The sequence below is a fragment of the Treponema socranskii subsp. buccale genome (assembly GCF_024181585.1).
Classification (GTDB): Bacteria; Spirochaetota; Spirochaetia; order Treponematales; family Treponemataceae; genus Treponema_D; species Treponema_D buccale.
The window spans coordinates 2,782,569-2,805,741 of record NZ_CP054258.1; the positions used below are offsets into that span (position 1 = coordinate 2,782,569).

Here is a 23,173-nt window from a genome sequence, read left to right on the forward strand (position 1 = left end):
AGGGAGCGACGCGGTACTGTCACTGTTTTTAACTTCTTCAATAGTTTCAATTCACGCTCCCGTAAGGGAGCGACCATGTATCGTATTGGATCGATAGCGCATATTGTCGTTTCAATTCACGCTCCCGTAAGGGAGCGACAGGAGCAGCAAGGTTATTAGCGCCAGTATTAGCAGTTTCAATTCACGCTCCCGTAAGGGAGCGACCTCATCACTTTAAAGACATCAGCAGACTTAGCAGTTTCAATTCACGCTCCCGTAAGGGAGCGACCTCGTTATTAAGGCGCTTGTTAAGCGTTTTTTAAGTTTCAATTCACGCTCCCGTAAGGGAGCGACTTAACAGTACGATCGTCAGAGGCAAACTGATTAGTTTCAATTCACGCTCCCGTAAGGGAGCGACGATACTGGAAGTAACTATCGCTTTGGTGATAAACGTTTCAATTCACGCTCCCGTAAGGGAGCGACACCAAGTAAAAGCGCGGAAACTGCACGGTCGGGTTTCAATTCACGCTCCCGTAAGGGAGCGACGCGCGGGACTTTAGCAAGCAGACAGGATTAGAGCGCGTTTCAATTCACGCTCCCGTAAGGGAGCGACTTCCTTTTGCCTTTGCGCCGACGGGAAGCTCAGTTTCAATTCACGCTCCCGTAAGGGAGCGACCTCGTAAAAAAGGAGTTGATCTTGCCGAAGTTTCGTTTCAATTCACGCTCCCGTAAGGGAGCGACTCTTTCCGAGCCCGTAGGCCGCCGCCATGTATGCGTTTCAATTCACGCTCCCGTAAGGGAGCGACGAGCGGCAAAATAGCGCGACTGAGTATAGGGGTAGTTTCAATTCACGCTCCCGTAAGGGAGCGACCGGATCTTGCAAACGCTCTCGAGCTTAAAAAAGCGTTTCAATTCACGCTCCCGTAAGGGAGCGACGTCGGATTAGGTTTTATCATCTCAATCCTCACGTGTTTCAATTCACGCTCCCGTAAGGGAGCGACTGTAAAGCGTGTGGCACGGAGAGTAAAACGCATGTTTCAATTCACGCTCCCGTAAGGGAGCGACGTTGCCTGTATAGGGGTAGATGTCTGACCAGCGGTTTCAATTCACGCTCCCGTAAGGGAGCGACCCGCGAAATTGGTGTCTGAAGGTAAAGATCGTGTTTCAATTCACGCTCCCGTAAGGGAGCGACGTACTATCACTATTTTTTACCTCTTTAATAGTAGTTTCAATTCACGCTCCCGTAAGGGAGCGACTCCGATATTGGCACCACCAGAAGACGAAGAGCCGGTTTCAATTCACGCTCCCGTAAGGGAGCGACATACATCAGCAGTCGGAGCATCTCCTCGTTGTAAGTTTCAATTCACGCTCCCGTAAGGGAGCGACAGGATCCAAACGCTCAACGGAGCGCTCAAAATCAGTTTCAATTCACGCTCCCGTAAGGGAGCGACCCGGTAAATTTTATCAGCTCGGCGTTTCTGTTATGTTTCAATTCACGCTCCCGTAAGGGAGCGACGGTATAGCAGTTATTTTTTTGTAATATCGATATTTACACTATAATTTCCGCGAACATAGTTCGGACACTATAATGCCAATATCTAATTCACTATAATATAACAAGTTATAAAATTCAAGCGGAATGAATAACCAATGTGTGCTTCCCGTTCGCGGCCGGAAAGCCGAAAAGCCGGAAATCCGATTATAAAATCAAAACCCCTTGCGGATTGATCGGCTTTTTTTGTCCTACGTGTTCGACCTTACGCTCCCAATTTGCACCGAGCGCGTAAAAGCGGATGCTGTCGTAATTCGGATTTATTTCATTGAGCAATTTACTTTTCAGCGCAACCCATTGCGCAGGGTCGACCAAGCATTCAAAGACGGAATATTGAACGCGCTGTCCGTAATTTTCAAGAATCTTTGCCACATGCCGAAGCCTCTTTTCCCCTTTTTCATCTTTTGCCACATCATAACTTACCAGCATCATCATCGCGCGCCCCCTCTTTTATTTCCAAAGATATACCGGGTAGCCATCAATATCGCCGCGTATGTGCCGGGCCAAAAGCCGCGCTTGGGTATGGAACAAAATTGCGAGATGCATTCTCTTCTCTACATATGGATGCTGTATAACGGTTTCTTTCTTTTTTTGATACGCGGTAATTACTGTTTTGCGAGCCGCTTCATCCATGCTGACGGCGCCGCTTGCGGTTTTTTCAAATTGTTCGGGGGTAACTTCATTTCGGTTGATGAGCGAAAGAACCAATCGGTCGGCAAAAAAAGAACGGAACTCTTCAGCAAGATCAAGGGCAAGACTTAAACGGCCGGGCCTGTCGCGGTGCATAAAGCCGACGGCAGGATCGAGACCGACGCATTCCAGAGCGCTTATCATATCGTGATACAAAAGCGTGTACACATACGAAAGCATTGCATTTACCGCGTCGAGCGGAGGACGCCGGTTACGTCCTTCAAATTTGAATCCGTCTTTTTGAGAAATAATTAATTCATCGAAGACTGAAAAATATGCTTTCGACGCATCGCCTTCAATTCCCCGCAAGACATCCAAGTCGCATTCTTTTTCCGCCTTATCGATATTCGAACCCAAAAGCGCAACGGCATCTTGCATTCTCTTGACATCGATTTTTTCACCGTGATCGCGCAGCGAGCGCTGCAGCACGGTTTTTTGATTGGCCAATTTTCCGATAATAAAATATTTTGCAAGCGCAGCGGACTTTTCTTTATCGTCGGAAATTCTGTACTGTTCCTTTCGAAGCAACACATTTCCCGCAACAGGCCCCTGCACGCGTGCAAGGAATTTTCCCGTTTCCGTTAAAAAACTTATCGTAATATTATACTTCGGCGCAGCGCCCAACAAAAACGGACTGACGAAAATATTCCCGAAACAAATAATACTGTCGAGCGTTATAAAAGGAATCAGCGCAAGCACCTTGCGGTCGGCAACGACTTCCACCGCTTCCCCCTTTTTATGCAGATATGTTTTTTGCGTGGTAATATAAAGCGTGTTAAGAAAGCGCTGCATACATCCTCCGTATATTATTCGTCGAGCGCGGAAACAGCCTGTCGCAATCTACCCCTGATATAATCGACTGCCGATTTGTTTTTGCCGGCGGATTCGGGAAAACACTCGTCGATAAACGAACAGCTTTCGCATTTTTTTGAATAGACGGCCGCAGGCGTTTTTCCGTCCGCAACGAAACGATGGAAGCGCTCGGCAAGCTCGATCGTTTCTTTTCTCAGCTCATCGGTAATGGGTATGAGAATGCGCCGGCGAATTTTAAAATAAAACAGCGCTCCTTCATCTATTGTGCGGTCGAGCATTTCTTCAAGGCAAATAACTTGAGCGCACAGCTGTACCTCATCGCTTGTGTTTTCTTTCGGTTTTCCGTGCTTGTATTCTACCGGAATGATTTTTCCGTCGGAATAAAATTCCACGGCATCGGTACAGCCGGTAACGCCGAGAAGAGCCGAGGCAATTTTCAGATTGCGCTCGGTTTTTACGGTTTTACGCGACTCCGCCGTATTGCCGTGAACTTTTTCGTGCTGAACCCGGCCTGCCGCCGTAAAAAAGTTTTCGCTCCATTGCTGTTCAATGTGTATAAGCGCGCACTGCCGCGGACAAAAGCGCAAATGCTGAAGCCCACTGAGCAGCAGGTAGTCGGATTCGAGGTACATTAGAGTGCGATTTTGGTAACAACTTCGCTTAAAGGCTTACCGTCGAGCGTAATCGTGTAATCGCTGAAATCGCGTGCGGGAGTATTTCCCGTGTGTTCCGCTTTTATCCGATTAAACAACTCATCGGCAGGTTTTGAACCGAGTGCAGAAGCGTGTTCAAAAATAATAAGCCGTCTTGTTGTCATAAGCCCGCGCGCAGCAGAACGATCATATTCAAACATTTTTTCAAGCGCCTGCCACAAAAGTTCCAGATCTTCTTGTGAAAATCCTGTAGCTGAAGCAAACTGAGGCGAGATAAAACCGTAGGCTCGGTATAATCCGTAGGGAACGGTATACTTACGCCCCATAGTTCTATTATCACCGCCTTGCTTTTCTGCTTCATCCGCTGTTGTTACGGCCATTCTCGTTATAGTATATTCGAATGATACAATAGGTTCTACGGATCGCGCAAACGTAAACTGTACCGGACCCCGAACCTGCCCGGCGTTTGCTCCGGTAGTTAAAACGGCACCGAAGGTTCGAATATCGAAAAACTTTTTACACATACCTACCCGCCCTTTTTCTATATCACCACCGTTTGCCTTTTTATCCTTGTTCTTGGTTACATCGATTCCCAGTTCTTCATGCATCTTATTGATTGCATCGTTGAGAACGGCTTTTTCTTTTACAAAAATATCATAGCCTGCCTCGCAGCCTTTTACCGTTTGAACATAATTTCTTACTTTACGTTTTAAACACACGTCCGTAACAATGCCGTTTCCCGTTTCCGCATCGATACGAGGAAGATTTCCCGCATCGGGATCACCGTTAGGGTTCCCGTCTTTTACATCAAAATACAATACAAAATCATAGCGTTTTTCAAGCTTACTCATGAGTTTCTCCTTCTGATTTATTATTTTTTTCAAAAAAACTTTGTTTTTCGTGATAATATCCTATTGCAAACCGAGCTTGTTCTTCCAAAGTAAGATGTGCCGGAAAAGCATCCAGAGCATTTATAATCTCGCCGAGTTCTTTTTCTCTGACGGTTTTCAAACCTTGCTTTTCCTTCCCGTAATTACTTAAATGATGTTGATTCAATTTAAGCAATTGTGGAAAAACCGTTACCGGATTCGTCGATGCCGCACCGTAGTAACGATCGGTGATTGTTGCATTCAACCCCTGATGCGTATCCTGCTGAACCTTTTCAAGGACTGCGAAAAGCCGTCCGACAAGATAGCCTTTGTTTTTACAATTTCTGTCCAAAGCCACAGTAACCTCCTCATTTATACCATGAAATCTATTATATCGATTGATATACGCTTTTAGTATTGCAGCCCGTTCACGGGTTACCTTTGACCGCTTCGGATCTTTATGTTCCGCTCTGATTCGCCGGATACACTGCTGCAGTAAAGAAACGGGATACGGTGTACCTTTTAAAATCGATTGCAAGACTGAACCGATAAGATTCGGCGCAACGTTATCCATTTTATGTTCCAGCGCAGTTGCAGAAAGTATTTGATATAAATTCAAATATTCGGAAGTACCAGACGCATGAACAATATCAAAATCGACAAAGTGCTGCTGAATACGCTCCGCAAAGTCTTTTACTTTGCCCGTTTCCCAAAAACGAACGGAAATACGAGCCGCATTCGGAGAAAGGCAAAGAACATAAAAATTCGAATCGATACGTTCGAGTTTTCCGGTATAAATCGCCGCAAATAAATTCTTAACTTCCTTTACGGATTTATCAGGATCGTCCGAATCAAAATCTTTTGAAAAGAAAACGGAAAATACTCCTTCAAAATCGTATTCTTTGTTTTCTTTTTCCGCCCAAAACACAATCGTATCTTCACCGAGTCTAAAATGATTGTGTTTTGTTTTTATAAGATATTTGAGCGCTTTCGTATATGCATTCATCGCCGACACCGAAACGGGCGCATTATAGGATTGCTCTTTCCCGAATGAATCGTATCCACTGTTTTTTTGAAAACCTACAAATTTTGCAATGCTTTTTGCGCCTGAAATAGGGGTTGCCGTATGAAGCCGCGCGATAAGAGATTTTTCTCCGGTGATCAAACAAGTTCCGACAACCTTTTCTGCTCCGGGATCTTCAACATCATCATTTTGTATCGTCAGACTTTTTTGATATGCCGTAACTGCGGGAGTCTGCGCTACCAAGTCCGTTTCCGCATTCAAAATAAAAGAAAGATTCCCGTTAGATTTTTTGCATTCTTCCCAATATTCCGACGAGCGAACTTTATCAAAACCGTTCACTTTATTTGAAGTGTAGAATTTCAGTACGGCAGCGACGCCCCTGTCTTCCTTTACATCTTCCGGCAGCGATTCTATTTTTTTTATAAACGCATTATTTTGATTTTCCGCATATGCATTGGCTTCTTTTTGTTTTTTTTCATCATCTTTTATTTCTTTCGGTTCCCGCAACACAAAGCCGATATTATCCCACAAAAGAAATGGCGACTGCCACGACTTCGATCCCGAACGACCAACTTTTTGAGGAAGCAAATAGGCCTTTCCTTTTTTATCTTCTATAGTTGAAACCAAATCTACAAAAGAACCGTCTTCACGAATTTTAATCAAATATTTTATTTCAACCTGCTCAAAGCCGTCTTCAGGAAGTGCATCTCCTTTGCGCTTCGCATATTCATACAATGCCTGCAAAATCATTTACGCACCTCCTCGCTGTTCCATTCTGGGACGACGACGGTTCCGTGCTCAAGCTTTGCACGAAAAAAAGCGGGCTTGATATTTTCGCAATCGGAATAATCCATATCGTACAGCATAAACCCTAAATCTCTCGTTTCATCTATAGGGGTTGCCGTATCGTGCTCAAAGTCGATCAATTTGAAAAAGCAGGAAAATTCCCTGCAGCCCAAATACGGCTGAAAAAAACATTGCCCTTTTTTTACGCGGCGCTCAAACATTGCGTTGTATTTTGCAGGGTTTTCGTGTGTGTGCTCCTCCGCCAGTCCATGAGAAAGAAGCTGCTCTTTTTCATCAGCGTCTACAAGATATTCGGGGAGAGGGTTATCAATCTCTTTTCTCTTTTTAGGCGGAATAAAAACCAAGTCCGCATATATACGATACTTTACATCTTTCAAAAAAAGACCCGCACGCTGCTGCCGATATTTTAATTTTCCTTGACTATCCAATTCATCTATGTAGATACCGTCGCTTTTATCGCTTGCAACGGCACCGACTTCGTTTCTCCGCAGATTTATCCATTTTATTTTATTCAACACTTCGATTTTTTTTATTTTCCAGTAAAAAGCCGGCTTCCAAAAAATTGCTTCGAACACGGCTCGTGCAGCGGAAGGAGTTATAACGTCGTAGCTTACACGCTCGACCTTCATCTCCGGTCGGGTAAAACACGCGTAATCACCCCACACTTCAAGACAAAATGTTTTGTCAAAATATTCCTGCATCTCTTCCTCCCTTTTGCTAGAATATATAGGTACCGAACGACTCGAGCGAATCGGCAACAAGTCCGAGTCCCGGTTGATATAAATTCCGGTCGGTTTGATTTTGGACATAAACGGCTATATCGTCGAAAGGTTGAATTAAACGGCCTTTTCCCAGCAGCTGCGTTATTTCTTTTAAAGGTAAATTTACCGAATACCTGCCTAAGGCCCGCAGCAATTTTCTGTCGGGTCCGTCGGCAATCAACTTGTCTATGAGCGCGGCATTGCTTTTCCCCGTCTTCGGCGATGTATACCGTATTATAACCGAACCTTGATAACTACTGTCTATCAGATGGTAAGCATCCGACAAAGTTCTGAACTGAAAGTTTTCGTGTTTCGATTCTTTTTTCATGGCGGACTCAAAATCCGGTTTATCAAAATCATTTACGGAACCAAAATACAGTTTAAAATATTCTTTATAGAGTTCCGGCGTAAGTTCAACCTTATAATCATACTTTTCAAGAATGGACTTTGTTGCATCAGCCCCCTTCCTAAGTAATCCCGGAGGAATACGCGACGGCGGAGAAAATACAGAGACAGCCCCTAAATCTTTTATACTGCCTTCACGGTTGCACCTTCCGGCAGCTTGAGCGATAGAATCCATCCCCGACAAAGCTTTAAATACTACGGGAAAATCCATATCAACGCCGCATTCCACAAGCTGAGTGCTGACCACGCGAACGGTTTCACCGTTTCGCAATTTATTTTTTATATCCGAAATAATTTCGGAGCGTTCTTCCGCGCACATAAGCGCCGAGAGATGGATTGTTCCTTCGGGCATAAGGGTATGCAGTGCCCGGCAATCTTTTCTGGTTGACACAATGCAAAGCACCTGTTCAAAAGAACACAACTTGTCGGCAACGCCTTGCCAGTCGGGTATTTTTTCGCGTACGTAATCGGTATTGATCTTTACCCGTTTTAATTCTTTTGCCAATTCTTCAGAGTTATCGATAATCGGAGTTATTAAATCACGGGGAATTCCGTCAAAGCGTACTGTATCGGAACCTATTGTCCCTTCAAAAGCCGGTTGTGTTGCGGTACAAAGTACAACCGTTACGCCGAAATATTCTACCAATCCTCGCAGAACGGATAAAATCGATTTTAAATAATCCGGGGGAAGCATTTGAACTTCGTCCAGTATAATTATCGAATTGACTATGTTATGCAATTTACGGCAATGCGCACTATGCGCGTTGAACAGCGACTCAAACAACTGCACATTCGTCGTTACAATAACCGGAGCATCCCAATTTTCAGTTGCAAGTTTTTGCCGCTGCAAAATGTCAGCTTCATTCTTTTTATCAAAATCGAAATTCGAATGGTGTTCGAGCACATTTTCTTCGCCGAAAAGATATTTATCTTGCTTTTTATATTCTTCAATAAGCATATCAACATCGGTACCGTACTTATACACCTTTGCCGTTTGTTCAATGATACTGGTATACGGAATCGCAACGATAATTCTCCGCCTATTGTGTGCAAGCGCGTGTTCCAATGCGAAGGCCATAGAAGAAAGCGTTTTTCCGCCTCCGGTAGGAACATTCAGCGAAAAGAAGCCGGGTTTGCATCGAGCTTTTTTTCTGCATGATGCTAAAACTCCTACGCGAATTTCATTCAGCCTTGATGCCTGTGTGTGTGCGGTTTTTTCGTTCATATAAACGTCGAATCTTTTTTTTAACTCAGTTAAGTCGACAAACTTACCGCGAAGTTTAAATTGCTCCGGATTCATAAATCGTTCGGTATCGAGAAAATCCGCATCGACAAGACATGAATAGAGCATACGCACCCACAAATGCAGATGTTCGAATAAATCCGGAGACGGTTTATTAAGACCGAAGGGCATCGATGAAGGGAGCTTAAAATCACAAATATCTTTAATTTCGGGTATTTTTATAATCTCTTCATAATCATTACGATCGAAAATCGATTTAAGGTTTTTACCCGAACCCGCGTACCAATCGGGCAAACCTGCATGATGGCCGGCAATCAAATATGAAATCGTTTTTTCAAGCGGTTTTCTCGTTTGCATGTTACAATATGCATACTGCGCGCCCGCTTCGCTGTGGTTTACCGTTCGCTGCCCCTCACCTCGTATATACTTTTGCCATAAAGGATGCGCTTTTCCTAAATCGTGCCACATAGCCGCAGCCGCAGCCCAATCGGCATTATTAAATTCCGCTGCAAAACCTGAGGCCAATTCGGCAACAGCCTTTGCATGTTCCGATAATGTTTGGACTTTTCCGTTTTCGGTAATATGCGCAATGATTTCAGTACACCCCATGAAAACCTTCTTTTTTTATTTTCATTATATAGTTTTTGATAGCCGCCGTCAGACTCACGGTATCGCGCCCACAAATTCATAGATAACACCAGTATAATACGTTCTCGTATAAACGCAAGAAAAACATATTTATCATGCAACCGTCTCCCTTATTTAAAAGTATCCGCAGTACGAATACCGCCAGATTTTACCGTTCCTTCGTTTTTTCCATCCCCTCTCACACTTCCACCCGCACGACGATACCGCCGCGACCATTTTGCATATCGCCGATACGCGCAAGGCTCGCGTTAAAACGGAACGTATTCGGTTTGGCGGCGCGAAGGATCGCAGCTCCGGTCGCACGGATGTACCCGGCACGCTGTAACCCCGCATTGCCCAAGACTTTCGCGCAAACATCTTCCGCCGAAACGGAAATCGCATTGGCATCGTGCGGATTATAGGGTTCGGCTTGAACGCTCACACGGAGCGAAGCATAGAGCTTTTTCTTTGCGTCGCGTACTTTTTGCGTGCCGACTAAAATATCGTCGCCGATTTTTTCGGAAAGCGTATCGTCGAGGAAATCCGATCCGTCGTTCCAACCGTAAAAGTTCGTCCCGACAATGCCGATCGTAAACGCCGCATTGCGATTTTTAAAATAACGTATAAACATCTGTTCGGGCGTTTCATTTGCGGTATCGGGTTTTAAAACATCTTTTGCCGCGCAATACAGCAAAAACCCCGTATCCGTTTTGCCCGCACCGAGCAGCGCATTCGTTTTGTACAGCGCGGTAAAGGCGGCCGTATCGCTGTGCGTGCGCCCGTATAGCCACGCAAAAAGCGCTTCCGCCGCAACCGGTTTTACGATAAAGAGCGTAAGCTGCGGAAACTTCATAAACAAAGCCGTCCGGCGTGCAAGCAGTTCCGCGGCAAGCAAAGAATCGCCGCTTTCGACCGCAAGCAAAAGCGCGCCGACGTGGATCAAAAACGCAAACGTATCGGCATCCGCGATTTCAAAATCGTTTGCAAGATACACGCGGATATCCCTGCAAAGCGCTTCGTCCGCATACGTATACCATGCGCTCGAAAAATACGGACTTCCGTCGAGCGTCTGTCTCGCATCAAGCAGTCCGTCCGTTATGTCTTCGAGCTTTCCGCAAAAATCAAGCTGTCCCGTCCCCGTCCGATTAAAACCCCAATAAAGGGAATCCGTCTTTCCTTCCGCCCGAACGATGACATCCGCCTCGTTTCGATTTTTCAGTCCCGTCATACAAACCTCCGATAGTCGATTACAATCCCTCCGGATACGCGATTCCGCCTGCCGTCAGCGATGATACGCAGCCTTTTCAAAAAGAAGTACATGCTCGCCAAACCCATGAACAAAAGAGGGCAAAGCCGCCGAAACCAATCAAAAGGCCGATGAGTTCGCCCCATGCCGATAACTCGAATTCCCTTCTGCTCCGTTCTTCCTCTTCCCGCATTCTAAGAACTTGCTTATACGCTCTTTTTGCTTCGTGAATGATATGAGTGTTTTCCGCATAGGTAAGACAATAACCTTGAATACTCTCCCAAGCATAGTCCATATCTCCGCCTGACTCATCCAGGCATTCAAGCGCCGTGAGAGCCGCTCCGTCCTGAAGCATCTTTCGATTTTTCATCTGTTGTTGCGTCATACAAACCTCCGATATAAAGTGCCGAATCGCTGCGGCACGATCATTGCCGTAACAGTGCTGTAAGAGCTTTACGAAGAAAGTATACAACAGGGGGTGTGTCAACAAGTGATACAGGTGAACCGTTTTATTATTTTTTTTATCCGATTTTCGCTTCGATCGATCTGATGATAACGATCGGATGACAAGCGAAGGGGGCGTTGCGGGGTATCCCCGCAGAGAGGGTAGAGCGCAACCGTGTGCGCTCGAAGGGAGAGACTTCTCCCTCCCGAAGGTCGCTTTAAAAGCGGATATTTTTCGGCCGGTAGCCGAAGGAAAAATACATTGCGTTTTCTAAAAAAATCACGGGCGGCGGTTTGCGCACTTGCTCCGTTCCGTCAATAGGGAACCTCGAAAAACTGCAGTTTTTCGAGGTAACTTTGAAAATGCGATGTTGTAACTCGCGATAATACAGCGAGTTACAACTCGTCAGCATCTCGAAAAAGTCGCTAAAGGTGAGTTTTTCGAGATGCCCAATACAATTTACCCATCTTTCGAACTTCCGCTTTTACCGCTTCGATAAGCTCCGGCGGATTGAGCACGGTAACCGCGCTCCCGAAGCTCATAACCCAATGAAGCGCTTCCGGCAGCTGATTCGTTTTAAATGAAAGATATACGCTGCCGTCCTTGTTGTGCCGCAAGCATTGCGTCGGGTGCCAGCTGCGTTCCAAAATATACGTATTTATCTTTTCGTCGAACAAAAGCTCTATCTTTACCGGAGCGCCGGCGGTATTCCAAACGCCGAATTCGCTGTCGAAATATTTTTTCGGATTAAAATCTTTCGGGCGGTCAAAACGCTCTTCCGTCGTTTTCGGATTTTTCATCCGCGAAAATGCGAATATCCTGTACTTTTTGTGTTTCAAACAATACGCGAGCATATACCAGTTCCCTTTTTGGCAAATCACATGATAGGGCTGGGCGAGCCGCACACGGTAGGTTTTATCTCCGAGCGATTTGTATTCGAATGCAAGCGTACTCTGCATTTTCAAAGCTTCGAAAATCGCATAAAAAACGCCGTTGTCTATCTGCGGCAGCGGATCGCTTATAAAGCTTAAATCGCCCGACAAAAAAAACGAATCGACGGAAACTTCTTCGGGCATAAGATTTATAATCGTATCGAAAATATTTTTCATAGACGATTCGAGCGGCGTATTTCGGTATTGCTCCAACAGCGGAATAACCGCCGACACCGCAAACAGATCGCCTTCGGAAAGCATGACGCTTTTTATAAAAAACGTCGGATCGGTATAATAATACCCGCGCTTTGCCTCATCGTATTCAAGAGGTGCGTTGTACCGGTCGCGCAAAAAATCGATATCGCGCATAATCGTACTGCGCGACACTTCAAACTTTTTACACAGATACGATGCGTTCGGAAATTTCCCGCTGCGGATAATTTCGTCGATTTTGAGAATGCGAAAAACTTTTACTTTTTCTTCACGGTCTTTTTTCAACTTTTTTGCCATAACGTTATCAGTATAGCACCGCTTTATAAAACGCGCAGAAAATATTTCCCGCCCCTGTCCGCCCGCCGATTTTCCCCGCCCGCGATAATGTCGCGGCGCGCAGACTTTACCGCGTCGTTTCGGCTCTTTGTTTTTAATCGGGACGAAACCTTTTTGCCGTCCGCCCTTCCGCCGCTTGCTCACGCGCGGCGTCCTCGCTCCGCTCCGGTCGCTGCCTTCGGCACGGCTTCACGGCGGCGTAGGCCGTATCGCGCAGCAGTGGAAACGGAATTTGCCGATTAAGAATACGCACAATCGTCCCCGACAGGTACATCAAAGCGTATACTTTTGACACATATAAGTGCGCCAAAACGATTCAATATGTATATTTTTGACAGAATTTTTCCGAATCCGCAAATAAATCGGTACCGTTTACCGCGCGCACAAAGCAACTATCCCGTTTCGATGCGAAATTTCCGACAAAAATGCCGTTTTATCGATTATTACCGCCTCATCCGAGATAAAATCGGCGTTTTTTACTGCTTTTACCTTTTTTTAGACAGTTGGCATAAAAATTGCAATAAAGATAGGTGAGAGCTGCGAAATCGAAAGGATCGCAGCCCGCTCGGAAACGGCTCTACAAAGCGGCTTCCGTGAATTACAAAAACATTTGGAGGTTTATATGAACGAATTGGCACTTTTCAACAGCTTTTTTAATCACGCGCTGAACGACACGGTAGGCGATTTCAATTTCGGTACTTCTTTCAACGTGCCGAAAGTCGACGTAAAAGAGACGAAAGACGCGTACACGCTGGAAATGGATTTGCCCGGCATGAACGAAAAAGACGTAAATGTCGAACTCGATCACAACGTTTTGACCATCTCTTCGCATCACGAAGAGAAAAAAGAGGAGCAGAATAAAAACGCGAAAAAGGATGAAAGCAAATGGCTCATCCGCGAACGCCGCGTCAGCGAGTTCAGCCGCCGCTTTACGCTTCCCGACGATGTCAACGGCGAACAGGTTGCCGCGTCCTTTAAAAACGGAGTGCTTACGGTAGCCATACCGCGCAAAGCGCTTTCCGCTCCCAAACGGATAGCGATCTCCGCCGACTGACGAAAGGTGAACGAAAGATACGGCACGGACGCATCCCTCGGTACACAGATCGTGCCGTACGAGTAAAATTTTCAGAGAGATCCCGCCGCGCGTTGCGCGGCGGGTGTTTTTTATTAATAAGCCGTACGATATACTATCGATACGCAACGTCAACACCGCTCTCGCCCTTGCAAAGCTTTTGTGATATTATACACCCGCTATGCAAACAAAAAATAAACCGAACTTTGCATCGGATTATTTGGAAGGTGCTCATCCGGCAATTTTGCAGCGCCTCGCGGAAACGAATACGGAGCAAACTTCCGGCTACGGAACGGACGAACACTGCGAACGCGCACGGAACCAGATACGAACGGCCGCAGACTGTCCGAATGCCGCCGTTCATTTTTTTGTCGGCGGAACGCAGACGAACGCGGCGGTCATCGACGCTTTTTTGCGCCCGTACGAAGGAGTTGTCGCGGCGGACACGGGACACATCGCCGTGCATGAAGCGGGTGCGATCGAAGCGGACGGTCACAAAGTGCTCACGCTCACAGGCATTGCGGGAAAGCTTTCGGCCGAAACGCTCAAGCGGTATCTGCACGATTTTTATGCCGATGAAAACAGAGCGCACGCGGTTCAGCCCGGCATGGTCTATATTTCCCAGCCGACCGAATGCGGCACGCTTTATTCGAAAAAGGACCTTTCCGAAATTGCCGTCCTATGCCGCGAATATAATCTTCCGCTTTACATCGACGGAGCGCGGCTTGCCTATGCGCTCGCCTCTCCGGAAAACGACATAACGCTTTCCGACCTTGCGGCCGTTTCGGACGCTTTTTACATAGGCGGGACAAAGTGCAGCGCTCTTTTCGGCGAAGCGATCGTCATTCCCGATAAAAACCGCTTACCTCATTTTATAACGACGATAAAACAACACGGCGCACTTCTTGCAAAAGGCAGGCTTTTGGGCATTCAATTTGAAACGCTTTTTGAAGACGGCCTGTACTTCCGTATCGGAAGCAACGCGATCCGCGCGGCAGACAAAATCCGCTCATTCCTCGATGCCCACGGCTTCCGCCAGTATTTCGCCTCCCCGACAAATCAAATTTTTATCGTTTTAAAAAACGAAGATTACGCCCTGCTTTCTAAAAAAATCGGTCTTTCTTTTTGGGAAAAAGCGGACGAAGCGCACACCGTCGCCCGCATTGCGACAAGCTGGGCAACGACGGACGAGCAGGTCGAACGACTGTTGAAAGAGCTTTCGGAACATTCGCCTTGCGGAAAATCGTAATAATAGTTACAGCCGGTTTTGCAAATAGAGCCTTATAAAAATCAAAAAGCTGTGATATAATTGAAAATAGCAGAAGGTATGCATGAACGATGTATTTTTACGGAAATACGATTCGCTTCCGAAACAACTGCAAAACGAAGTGCAGGATTACGTCGAATATCTTTTCTTCAAAGCAAAAACATCTCAAAGCGGCATATCGGCTCCGTCTTCTAAAAAAGCAAAAGCCGACGCATACCGAAAGTTATTAAACTATACGGGCTGCTTACCTGCCGATATCGATTACAAAGCGGAAGCCGGCAACGCCATATTGAAAAAATATGAAAATCTTGCTTGATACCAATGTCATTGTTGATTTTCTTGCTTCTAAAATTGCCGTTTATACGCTGGCCGAGTTTTTGCAAATTATATAAACGGAGCATTCATCTTGCGGAAAATCGTAACGGAAGATTTGGTATACGAAATCCTTTCAGCGGTCGAAGAAATCCCCGAAGGCAAGGTCGCAAGCTACGGGCAAATCGCACGCCTCATCGGCAGGGATAAAAACGCGCGCCTTGTAGGAAAGGTGTTGAGCCGTGCCGAAGATTACGGCGATTATCCGTGTCATCGGGTCGTCAATCATTCGGGCCGCATTGCGCCGAATTTTCCCGAGCAAAAAAATCGCCTCCTTGTCGAAGGCGTTGCGTTCAAAAACGACACCTGCGTCGATTTGGAAAAGCACCGCTGGAAAATATAGAAACGTTTACGGACGTTCGTTACGGTAAATAATTCAATCGCCGATTTGATTTCGGTGATAACGGAACTAACGAACGATCGTTTGGAGATATACAGGTATCTTTAAAAACTCGGTTGGATTTGTAAAAGAAAGATTCCAAAGACAGAAGGTTTTGAAAGCCTTCATACAAACAACCGTTCGTTAGTTATCCACATTGTTGAAAGCCTGTGGATAAGTTTTTTGTTTCACGTGAAACATTTGATACGCCCGATCAAAACATCGGCAAAGTTTTACCGCACACCGAAAGCTGTTCGGTACCTCTTTTATAAAACTACCCTATCCTGTGCCTGCCGAAAGCGTTGTACCCCCCGCCGTATTTTAAAAACCTTCGACCTTACATTCACCCCTAACTTTGTATTATCGTGTTTGCTTTCTCAATTGTTTCACGTGAAACATATCGGCCGAATACCGATTCCCGTCTGCTCCGGTAAAACGGCTCGCGGCGAATACGCTTTACCTGTCCCACAGCAGCCTCAGCGCGCAGAGGGTGTTTCACGTGAAACATTCGGCAACAATTGCTCACGCTTGCCGCTGCCTGTATAAAGTACATATAAAATGTTTCACGTGAAACATTAAGTAACCGATAAACTTTTTCCACAAGTTATGCCCATTGTTGAAAACCCTGCAAGGATTACGGTCGTTCCGAGTTCACAGGTTTGTGCTGTATTTCAAATTCGCGGAAAGCAGCGTCCGTATCGGCAATATCAAAAGCCCGTAGATAAAAAAAGAGAGCCGGACCACTTTCCGCGATCCGGCTCTTGCCTGATGACCACCCGCAACCGTATAAAATGCGCAACATCGGTTGTCCCGTATTATCACATTATACGGCAATACTGCATTTTTGTCAGCATATTCTTAAAAAAAATACGAAATTTCTTAAAAAGATCGATTCCGATAAAACCGTCTATTTCTTTGTATTACAAGAAAATACATATGACTACGTGTTTTTTGTATCGTCTTTATCCGCTTCTTCATCGGCTACGCGGTCGATGCCGACCAGATAATCGGGTGCATCGACTTTGACGACGGACACTCCGGTTGAAGATGCGCCCTGCTCTTTGATATCGCCCGCCGCAACCCGAAGCGTTTTTCCTTGGCTCGTGATGCACAGCACTTCATCTCCGTCGGCAACGGCAAGGGCGCCGATTATTTCGCCGCGCTCTTCGGTATTGCCGTAGCACCGCTGGCCGCCGGTACCGCGTCCGTGCGATTTGAAGTCTTCGGGATTGATGCGCTTGCCGAAGCCTTTTTCGGTGACGAGCATGATGCTTTTACCCGCTTCCGCCCGCACGGCCGCCGCGATCTCGTCTCCTTCGGCAAGTTTCATACCGCGCGTTCCGCGGCTCGCCCGTCCCATCGGCCGCACGTCGTCTTCCGATATGCGGAGCGCTTTTCCTCTGCGTGAAACGAAAAATACGTCGTTTTTGCCGGCGGTCAAAATCGCGCTGACGAGCTTGTCGCCGCCGTCGAGTCTGATCGCGATGACGCCCTTTGTCTTTGCGTTTGCAAAATCGCTGAGCGCTGTTTTTTTGACGACGCCGTTCGTCGTCGCCATGAGCACGTAATTATCTCCGCTGAATTCTTTTACCGTCACCGTCGTCGTAATCTCTTCATCGGCGGAAACGGCGAGCAGGCTTTTGATATGCGAACCGCGGCTCATCTTCGACGCTTCGGGAATTTCGTGGACTTTTATCCAATACGCTTTTCCTTCGTTCGTGATAAACATGATACAGTCGTGCGTCGATGCGATAAAAATCTGGTTGATGTAATCGTCTTCGACGAGGTTTGCGCTGAAGCTGCCCTTGCCGCCTCTCCCCTGACTTTTATACTGCGTCGCGGCAAGTCGCTTGATATAGCCGAGCTTTGAAACGAGGATAACGACGTCTTCCTGTTTGATCATGTCTTCGACGTTGATCTCTTCGATTTCATCCGCAACGATATCGGTGCGGCGGTCGTCGCCGTATTTTTCGGCAAGTTCGTTCGTTTCGGTTTTGACAAGCGCGAGCAGCTTTTCGTGATGCGCAAGGAGATCGCGTAAGTGTGCGATAAGCGCTTCAAGTTCCGCAAGCTCTTTTTTCAAATCGTCGATTTCGAGATGTGTGAGGCGTTTCAACTGCATATCGACGATCGCCTGCGCCTGCACGTCATCGAAATCGAAACGCTTTTTGAGATTGTTTTTCGCTTCTTCGGTGTCGCGGCTCGCGCGGATTATTTTGATCACTTCGTCGATATTGTTGATCGCGACGATGAGCGCCTGCAAAATATGCTCACGCGCGAGCGCTTTGTTGAGTTCGAACTGCGTGCGGCGCGTGACGACCTGATCGCGGTGTTCGACAAAGTGCTGTACAAGCTGTTTGAGCGTGAGAATCTGCGGCCGCCCGCCGACGAGCGCGAGATTGATGACGCCGAAATTCGATTGAAGCGCTGTCTTCGTAAACAGCTGATTCAATACGATTTTCGTAATCGCGCCGCGCTTCAAATCGATGACGATCCTCATACCGGTGCGGTCGGAGCTTTCGTCGTTTATGCCGGTTATACCGTCGATGTCTTTGTTGCGTGCGAGTTCGCCGATGCGTTCACACAGCACTTTCGTATTTACACCGTAAGGCACTTCCGTAAAGATAATCGACTCTCGGCCGCCTTTTGCCGTTTCGATATTGAACCGGCCGCGCACGATTATTTTGCCGCGACCCGTTTTGTACGCCTGTTTGATGCCGCCTCTCCCGAAAATAATGCCGCCGGTCGGAAAATCGGGGCCGCGCACGATTTTGCTCAATTCTTCTATCGTTATGTCGGGATTGTCGATATAGGCCGATACGGCCGACGCGATTTCACGGAGATTGTGTGGCGGCATATTCGTCGCCATACCGACTGCGATGCCGGACGCACCGTTTACGAGCAGATACGGCAGTTTCGACGGGAGCACGGTCGGCTCTTTTGCCGTTTCGTCGAAGTTCGGAACAAAATCGACCGTATCTTTGTCTATGTCCGCGACCATCTCTTCGGCAAGCTTTGCCATCTTCGCTTCGGTATAGCGGTATGCGGCGGCAGGATCTCCGGCAATCGTACCGAAGTTTCCCTGCGGCGTGATCACCGGATAGCGCAGATAAAAATCCTGACCCAAGTGAACGATCGCGTCGTAGACGGAAGCATCTCCGTGCGGGTGGAATTTACCGAGCACGTCTCCGACGATTTTTGCGCACTTTCTCGTCGCACCGCTGCTTCGAAGACCGAGTTCGTCCATCGCGTACAATATGCGGCGGTGAACGGGTTTTAATCCGTCGCGGACGTCGGGGAGCGCGCGGCTCGTGATGACCGACATCGAATAATCGATATACGCCTGTTTGACTTCCGCATCGATAGGAATCGGTATCAGCGTACCGCCTTCCGGTGTTTGTATCTCTTCCATAATTGCAATCCTTATTGATTTTATCGGGTCATTATGCTTGCGTTTTGCCGCCGAAAACACGAGCTGCGAGCGATCGAGCCGGCGGATGACAAGCGCAAAACGTCAAACGTCCAAATTGGCATAAACGGCGTTTTCTTCGATAAACTTACGGCGCGGTTCGACCGCTTCTCCCATGCACACGCTGAACATTTTGTCGGCGGCGACGACATCGGGAATCGTCACGCGCTTCATTTTTCGTCTCGCGGGATCCATCGTCGTTTCCCACAGCTGCGTACCGTCCATTTCGCCGAGACCTTTGTAGCGCTGAACGGAAGCCTTTGCCGCATTGTCGCCGAGCTGCTTCAAAACTTCGGCTTTTTCGTTGTCGTCGTATACGTACCACTCTTTTTTATTCCAGCTCACTTTGTACAGCGGCGGCATCGCAAGGTACACATAACCGTCTTCGATGATCTGCGGCATATAGCGGAAAAAGAACGTCAACAGCAGCGTGCGGATGTGCGAACCGTCGACATCGGCATCGGCCATGATGATTATCTTGTGATAGCGGAGCTTCGATATGTCGAAATCTTTTCCGATCCCGGCGCCCAAAGACGCGATAACCGGTTCAAGTTTGTCGTTGTTGATCACTTTGTCGATCCGCGTCTTTTCGACGTTGAGCATTTTGCCCCACAGCGGAAGGATGGCCTGCCGCTTCGAATCGCGGCCTTTTTTGGCCGAACCGCCTGCGGAATCGCCCTCAACGATGTACACTTCGCATTCGGCGGGATCTTTCGACGAACAATCGGAAAGTTTGCCCGGAAGACCGAAACTGTCGAGACCGCTTTTACGCCTCGTCGCTTCTTTTGCCCGCCGAGCTGCGATCCGCGCGCTCGCTTCTCCGACCGCTTTTTCGAGGATCTTTTCCAAATCCTGCGGATGCTGTTCGAAAAAGAGCGTCAATTTTTCTTTGACAAGGGAATCAACGATCGTGCGCACTTCACTGTTACCGAGCTTCGTTTTCGTCTGCCCTTCAAACTGCGGTTCGGGCACTTTGAGCGATAAAACGGCGGTAATGCCGGCACGGACGTCTTCGCCGGTGAGCTTTTCGTCCATTTTTTTGGAAAGTTTTTGATTCGCTTCCAAAAATTTATTGAGTACGAAAGTCAGCGCGATTTTAAAGCCGTCGAGGTGAGTTCCGCCTTCGACCGTATTGATATCGTTGACATAAGTGTAAATCGTTTCGTTATAGCCGTCGTTGTATTGGAGCGCGAGTTCGGTCATAACGCCGTTGTCTTCGCCTTCGATAAAAGCCGGTTCCGCCGGAATGACATTTTTCCCTTCGTTGAGATAGGATACGAAGTGGCGGATGCCGCCGTCGAATTTAAAGACGACCTCTTTCGGCGTTTCGAGCCGCTCGTCGCGGAATACGATCGTAATGCCGCTGTTCAAAAACGCGAGTTCGCGCAAGCGTTTTGCAAGAACGTCAAAATCGTAAGTCGTCGTTTCGGTAAAAATCGTTTTGTCGGCTTTCCAGCGTATTTGAGTACCGTGGCGGTCGGTTGTACCGATTTCCTGCACTTTCGTCTTGGGTACACCGATTTCGTACCGCTGAAACCAGCGTTTACCGTCGGAATCGATCGTCGCTTCCATCCATGAGGAAAGCGCATTGACGCAGCTGACGCCGACGCCGTGCAAACCGCCGGAAACTTTGTACGCGCCTTTATCGAATTTGCCGCCGGCGTGCAGACGCGTTAAAACGAGTTCCAGCGCGCTCACGTGCTCCGTCGGATGCATGCCGACGGGGATGCCGCGGCCGTTGTCTTCGACGCGTACGATATCGTCTTTTTCGAGGGCAACGATGATCCGATCGCAAAAACCCGCCATCGCTTCGTCGATACTGTTGTCTACGACTTCATATACGAGATGATGAAGCCCCTGCGGCCCGGTCGAACCGATGTACATACCCGGCCGTTTGCGCACCGCTTCGAGACCTTTTAAAACTTGAATGCTGCCCGCTGAATAATGTTCCGGTGATTGACTCATGCTTTACCTTTAATGATTTTCAGTATATTTGTATATATTATAGAAAAAATTGATACTTCACTATAGCAAAAAAAGAGAAAAAAGTAAAGAACACGAAAATCCGAGCAGTGGTCGTTCGCGGTTTTCAAAAACTTCAGTTTTTGGAAAGTTTCCTTGATTTAATGTGCGACGTTTAAAATTAAGTCATTATAATATAAAGACTTAATTTTAAACTCGACAGGCTGTCGAGAAAGTAACCGACTTTTGAGACAGCCCCTTACCATCCCTATATAGTGCGGTATTGCAGAAAATGTCAATTTTCGAAACTACCGCACTCGTGCGCGTAAGCGCACACGTATATAATAATTGCGGATAATTTAAAAATATAAAAATAACCGAAACTGTCGGTTCGCAGGTTAAAAAGCCGAAACGCCGACTCGGGATTTTAAAGGGTAAAATACGGATGGCCCCCGATTTTGATAAAACTCCGCCGGGATTTGAGGAGTATATGTAATGGTGAAATAATTGTGATAAATGCAAGAAGCGGGAAAAAAGAGGGGGCAGCCTGAGAATTTCGGTTTTCAGGCTGCCCCCTCATGTAACCGCTGTAGGAAACGCGCTCGGAATTTTTTATTTTACGTAAGGTAAATAATCGCCGTAACCTTCTTTTTCCATGTCGGCATAGGGGATAAACTTGAGAGAAGCTCCGTTTATGCAGTAACGAAGCCCGCCCTCATCTTCCGGCCCGTCGTCGAACACGTGTCCCAAATGAGAGTCCCCCGTTCGGGAATGCACTTCGGTGCGCAGCATGCCGAGACTCGTGTCTTTTTCGTAGCCGACGGCATCGGTCGTTATGGGTTTCGTAAAACTCGGCCAACCGCAGCCCGCGTCGTATTTGTCGGTTGAAGAAAAAAGAGGTTTTCCCGTTACGATGTCGACGTAGATGCCTTTTTCATCGAAAGCGTCGTATTCGCTCGTATAGGGGCGTTCGGTCGCTTGTCGCTGCGTTACGTCGTACTGCAGCGGGGAAAGCTTTTTTTTGAGCGCGTCTTTTGTCGGTACTGCAAAACGGCTTTCATCGTACAGCGGTTTTTCCGCGAGGCGTAAATCGATGTGGCAATAGCCGCCGGGATTTTTATCGAGGTATTTTTGATGATAGTCTTCGGCGCGGATAAAATTTTTTAACGCACCCGTTTCAACAGCGAGCGGTTCGGAATATTTTTTTTGCATAAAATCCAAAAATGCCTGCACGTCTTTTTTATCCGATGCATCGGTATAGTAAATGCCGGTGCGGTATTGGCGGCCTCTGTCGTTTCCCTGCCGATTGACGGAAGTCGGATCGATGATTCTAAAATAATGCGCAAGTAATTCTTCCAGCGTAATCGTCGTAGGATCGTAGACGATGCGGACGGTTTCCGCGTGATCGGTTTCGGATAATTCGTAATACGAAGTTTTGTCGGTCTTTCCGTTTGCGTATCCCGTTTCGGTGAGCACGACGCCGGGAAGACGCTCGAAATAGGCTTCGACGCCCCAAAAACAGCCGCCTGCAAGGAAGATTTCTTTTTCGTGTTTCATCGTTTTACCGCCTAATGTTACATTGTTTTGAGCATTTTTCAAAACAGTTCGTTCCTGCGATTTTGCACAAGACGCACACAATACAAAGGCACATAAAAATGCGACAGTCGTTTTAATACATTGTAATCGTTTCATATTTATACCTCGGTCTATTTTATAAATAATAACATAGAATAATAGTTACAGTCGACAGAGTAACCGTAGCAAAAATGTGTACACGGAAAACAAGCTTATAAATGAAACAAAAAAGGCGGAACGCGAGGCAGCGGAACTGCCGCCGAGCCGCTCAGACCGATGGCAAGCAAACTTTTTTGATAAAAAAGTTTGCGCAGTCCGATTCTTATTACGGTCTGCCGCGGCAAACGGCAGGGCTGCTGCCGGGAGTGTAGCCAATTTTTACATTATATGCCATTTTTTAGAGAACACACTTTCCGGTGCGGTTATTCTAATGCGTTTTAAAAATTGACAGATATGAGAACTTTCGTTTATAATTAACCTCT

17 protein-coding genes and 1 CRISPR repeat array (1 of these 18 running past the window's edge) are annotated in these 23,173 nt (G+C 47.0%); of the genes, 4 read left to right on the forward strand and 13 right to left on the reverse strand.

Annotated elements, in window-relative coordinates:
* Positions 1 to 1,495: direct repeats of the CRISPR family, unit length 31 nt; unit sequence GTTTCAATTCACGCTCCCGTAAGGGAGCGAC; it begins 4,338 nt to the left of the window's first position.
* A gap of 183 nt (positions 1,496 to 1,678) precedes the next feature.
* The 10 genes from cas2 to HRI97_RS12515 all read right to left on the reverse strand — a co-directional run bounded on the left by cas2 (position 1,679) and on the right by HRI97_RS12515 (position 12,556).
* Positions 1,679 to 1,966, reverse strand: a complete 288-nt coding sequence (cas2, locus tag HRI97_RS12470; RefSeq protein WP_016521200.1) for a CRISPR-associated endonuclease Cas2 — start codon at positions 1,964 to 1,966, stop codon at positions 1,679 to 1,681.
* Between the two features lie 15 nt (positions 1,967 to 1,981).
* Positions 1,982 to 3,013: a type I-C CRISPR-associated endonuclease Cas1c gene (gene cas1c, locus HRI97_RS12475; RefSeq protein WP_253725834.1), complete on the reverse strand. Its 1,032-nt coding sequence runs from the start codon at positions 3,011 to 3,013 to the stop codon at positions 1,982 to 1,984.
* A 14-nt stretch (positions 3,014 to 3,027) separates the two neighbouring features.
* Entirely contained in the window at positions 3,028 to 3,666 is a 639-nt protein-coding gene (cas4, locus tag HRI97_RS12480; RefSeq protein WP_253725836.1) for a CRISPR-associated protein Cas4, read from the reverse strand.
* A complete protein-coding gene (cas7c, locus tag HRI97_RS12485; protein ID WP_253725837.1) occupies positions 3,666 to 4,538 on the reverse strand; it encodes a type I-C CRISPR-associated protein Cas7/Csd2 in 873 nt (290 codons plus the stop codon). Before cas7c ends, cas4 begins: the two co-directional genes overlap by 1 nt.
* Positions 4,531 to 6,330: a type I-C CRISPR-associated protein Cas8c/Csd1 gene (cas8c, locus tag HRI97_RS12490; RefSeq protein ID WP_253725838.1), complete on the reverse strand. Its 1,800-nt coding sequence runs from the start codon at positions 6,328 to 6,330 to the stop codon at positions 4,531 to 4,533. The genes cas7c and cas8c overlap by 8 nt, the downstream gene beginning before the upstream one ends.
* The gene (gene cas5c, locus HRI97_RS12495) at positions 6,327 to 7,088 is read right to left on the reverse strand and encodes a type I-C CRISPR-associated protein Cas5c (protein WP_253725839.1); all 762 of its coding nucleotides are present in this window, start codon (positions 7,086 to 7,088) and stop codon (positions 6,327 to 6,329) included. Before cas5c ends, cas8c begins: the two co-directional genes overlap by 4 nt.
* Positions 7,089 to 7,104: 16 nt before the next feature.
* Positions 7,105 to 9,405 carry a CRISPR-associated helicase Cas3' gene (cas3, locus tag HRI97_RS12500; protein WP_253725841.1) on the reverse strand — a complete coding sequence of 767 codons (2,301 nt, stop codon included), beginning with the start codon at positions 9,403 to 9,405 and terminating at the stop codon, positions 7,105 to 7,107.
* Between the two features lie 217 nt (positions 9,406 to 9,622).
* Positions 9,623 to 10,651 carry a hypothetical protein gene (locus HRI97_RS12505; protein WP_253725842.1) on the reverse strand — a complete coding sequence of 343 codons (1,029 nt, stop codon included), beginning with the start codon at positions 10,649 to 10,651 and terminating at the stop codon, positions 9,623 to 9,625.
* A 76-nt stretch (positions 10,652 to 10,727) separates the two neighbouring features.
* Positions 10,728 to 11,054 carry a hypothetical protein gene (locus tag HRI97_RS12510; protein WP_253725844.1) on the reverse strand — a complete coding sequence of 109 codons (327 nt, stop codon included), beginning with the start codon at positions 11,052 to 11,054 and terminating at the stop codon, positions 10,728 to 10,730.
* A 485-nt stretch (positions 11,055 to 11,539) separates the two neighbouring features.
* A complete protein-coding gene (locus HRI97_RS12515) occupies positions 11,540 to 12,556 on the reverse strand; it encodes a helix-turn-helix transcriptional regulator (protein ID WP_253725846.1) in 1,017 nt (338 codons plus the stop codon).
* Positions 12,557 to 13,217: 661 nt separating this feature from the next.
* Between HRI97_RS12515 and HRI97_RS12520 the strand changes: the two genes are divergently transcribed.
* The 4 genes from HRI97_RS12520 (at position 13,218) to HRI97_RS12535 (ending at position 15,649) form a co-directional block, all read left to right on the forward strand.
* Complete coding sequence (locus HRI97_RS12520; protein WP_180487419.1) at positions 13,218 to 13,649, forward strand: Hsp20/alpha crystallin family protein; 432 nt, start codon at positions 13,218 to 13,220, stop codon at positions 13,647 to 13,649.
* A 199-nt stretch (positions 13,650 to 13,848) separates the two neighbouring features.
* Positions 13,849 to 14,916, forward strand: a complete 1,068-nt coding sequence (locus HRI97_RS12525; protein WP_253725848.1) for a threonine aldolase family protein — start codon at positions 13,849 to 13,851, stop codon at positions 14,914 to 14,916.
* A gap of 82 nt (positions 14,917 to 14,998) precedes the next feature.
* Positions 14,999 to 15,250, forward strand: a complete 252-nt coding sequence (locus HRI97_RS12530) for a hypothetical protein (RefSeq protein WP_253725850.1) — start codon at positions 14,999 to 15,001, stop codon at positions 15,248 to 15,250.
* Between the two features lie 90 nt (positions 15,251 to 15,340).
* Positions 15,341 to 15,649 (forward strand): MGMT family protein, encoded by a 309-nt coding sequence (locus HRI97_RS12535; protein WP_253725851.1) that lies wholly within the window; start codon positions 15,341 to 15,343, stop codon positions 15,647 to 15,649.
* A 976-nt stretch (positions 15,650 to 16,625) separates the two neighbouring features.
* On the opposite strand, the gene gyrA is transcribed toward HRI97_RS12535, so the two are convergent.
* The 3 genes from gyrA to msrB form a co-directional block, all read right to left on the reverse strand.
* Positions 16,626 to 19,097: a DNA topoisomerase (ATP-hydrolyzing) subunit A gene (gyrA, locus tag HRI97_RS12540; RefSeq protein ID WP_253725852.1), complete on the reverse strand. Its 2,472-nt coding sequence runs from the start codon at positions 19,095 to 19,097 to the stop codon at positions 16,626 to 16,628.
* Positions 19,098 to 19,199: 102 nt separating this feature from the next.
* Complete coding sequence (gene gyrB / locus HRI97_RS12545; protein WP_253725854.1) at positions 19,200 to 21,119, reverse strand: DNA topoisomerase (ATP-hydrolyzing) subunit B; 1,920 nt, start codon at positions 21,117 to 21,119, stop codon at positions 19,200 to 19,202.
* Positions 21,120 to 21,728: 609 nt separating this feature from the next.
* Positions 21,729 to 22,808 carry a peptide-methionine (R)-S-oxide reductase MsrB gene (gene msrB / locus HRI97_RS12550; RefSeq protein ID WP_253725856.1) on the reverse strand — a complete coding sequence of 360 codons (1,080 nt, stop codon included), beginning with the start codon at positions 22,806 to 22,808 and terminating at the stop codon, positions 21,729 to 21,731.
* Positions 22,809 to 23,173: the final 365 nt, after the last annotated feature.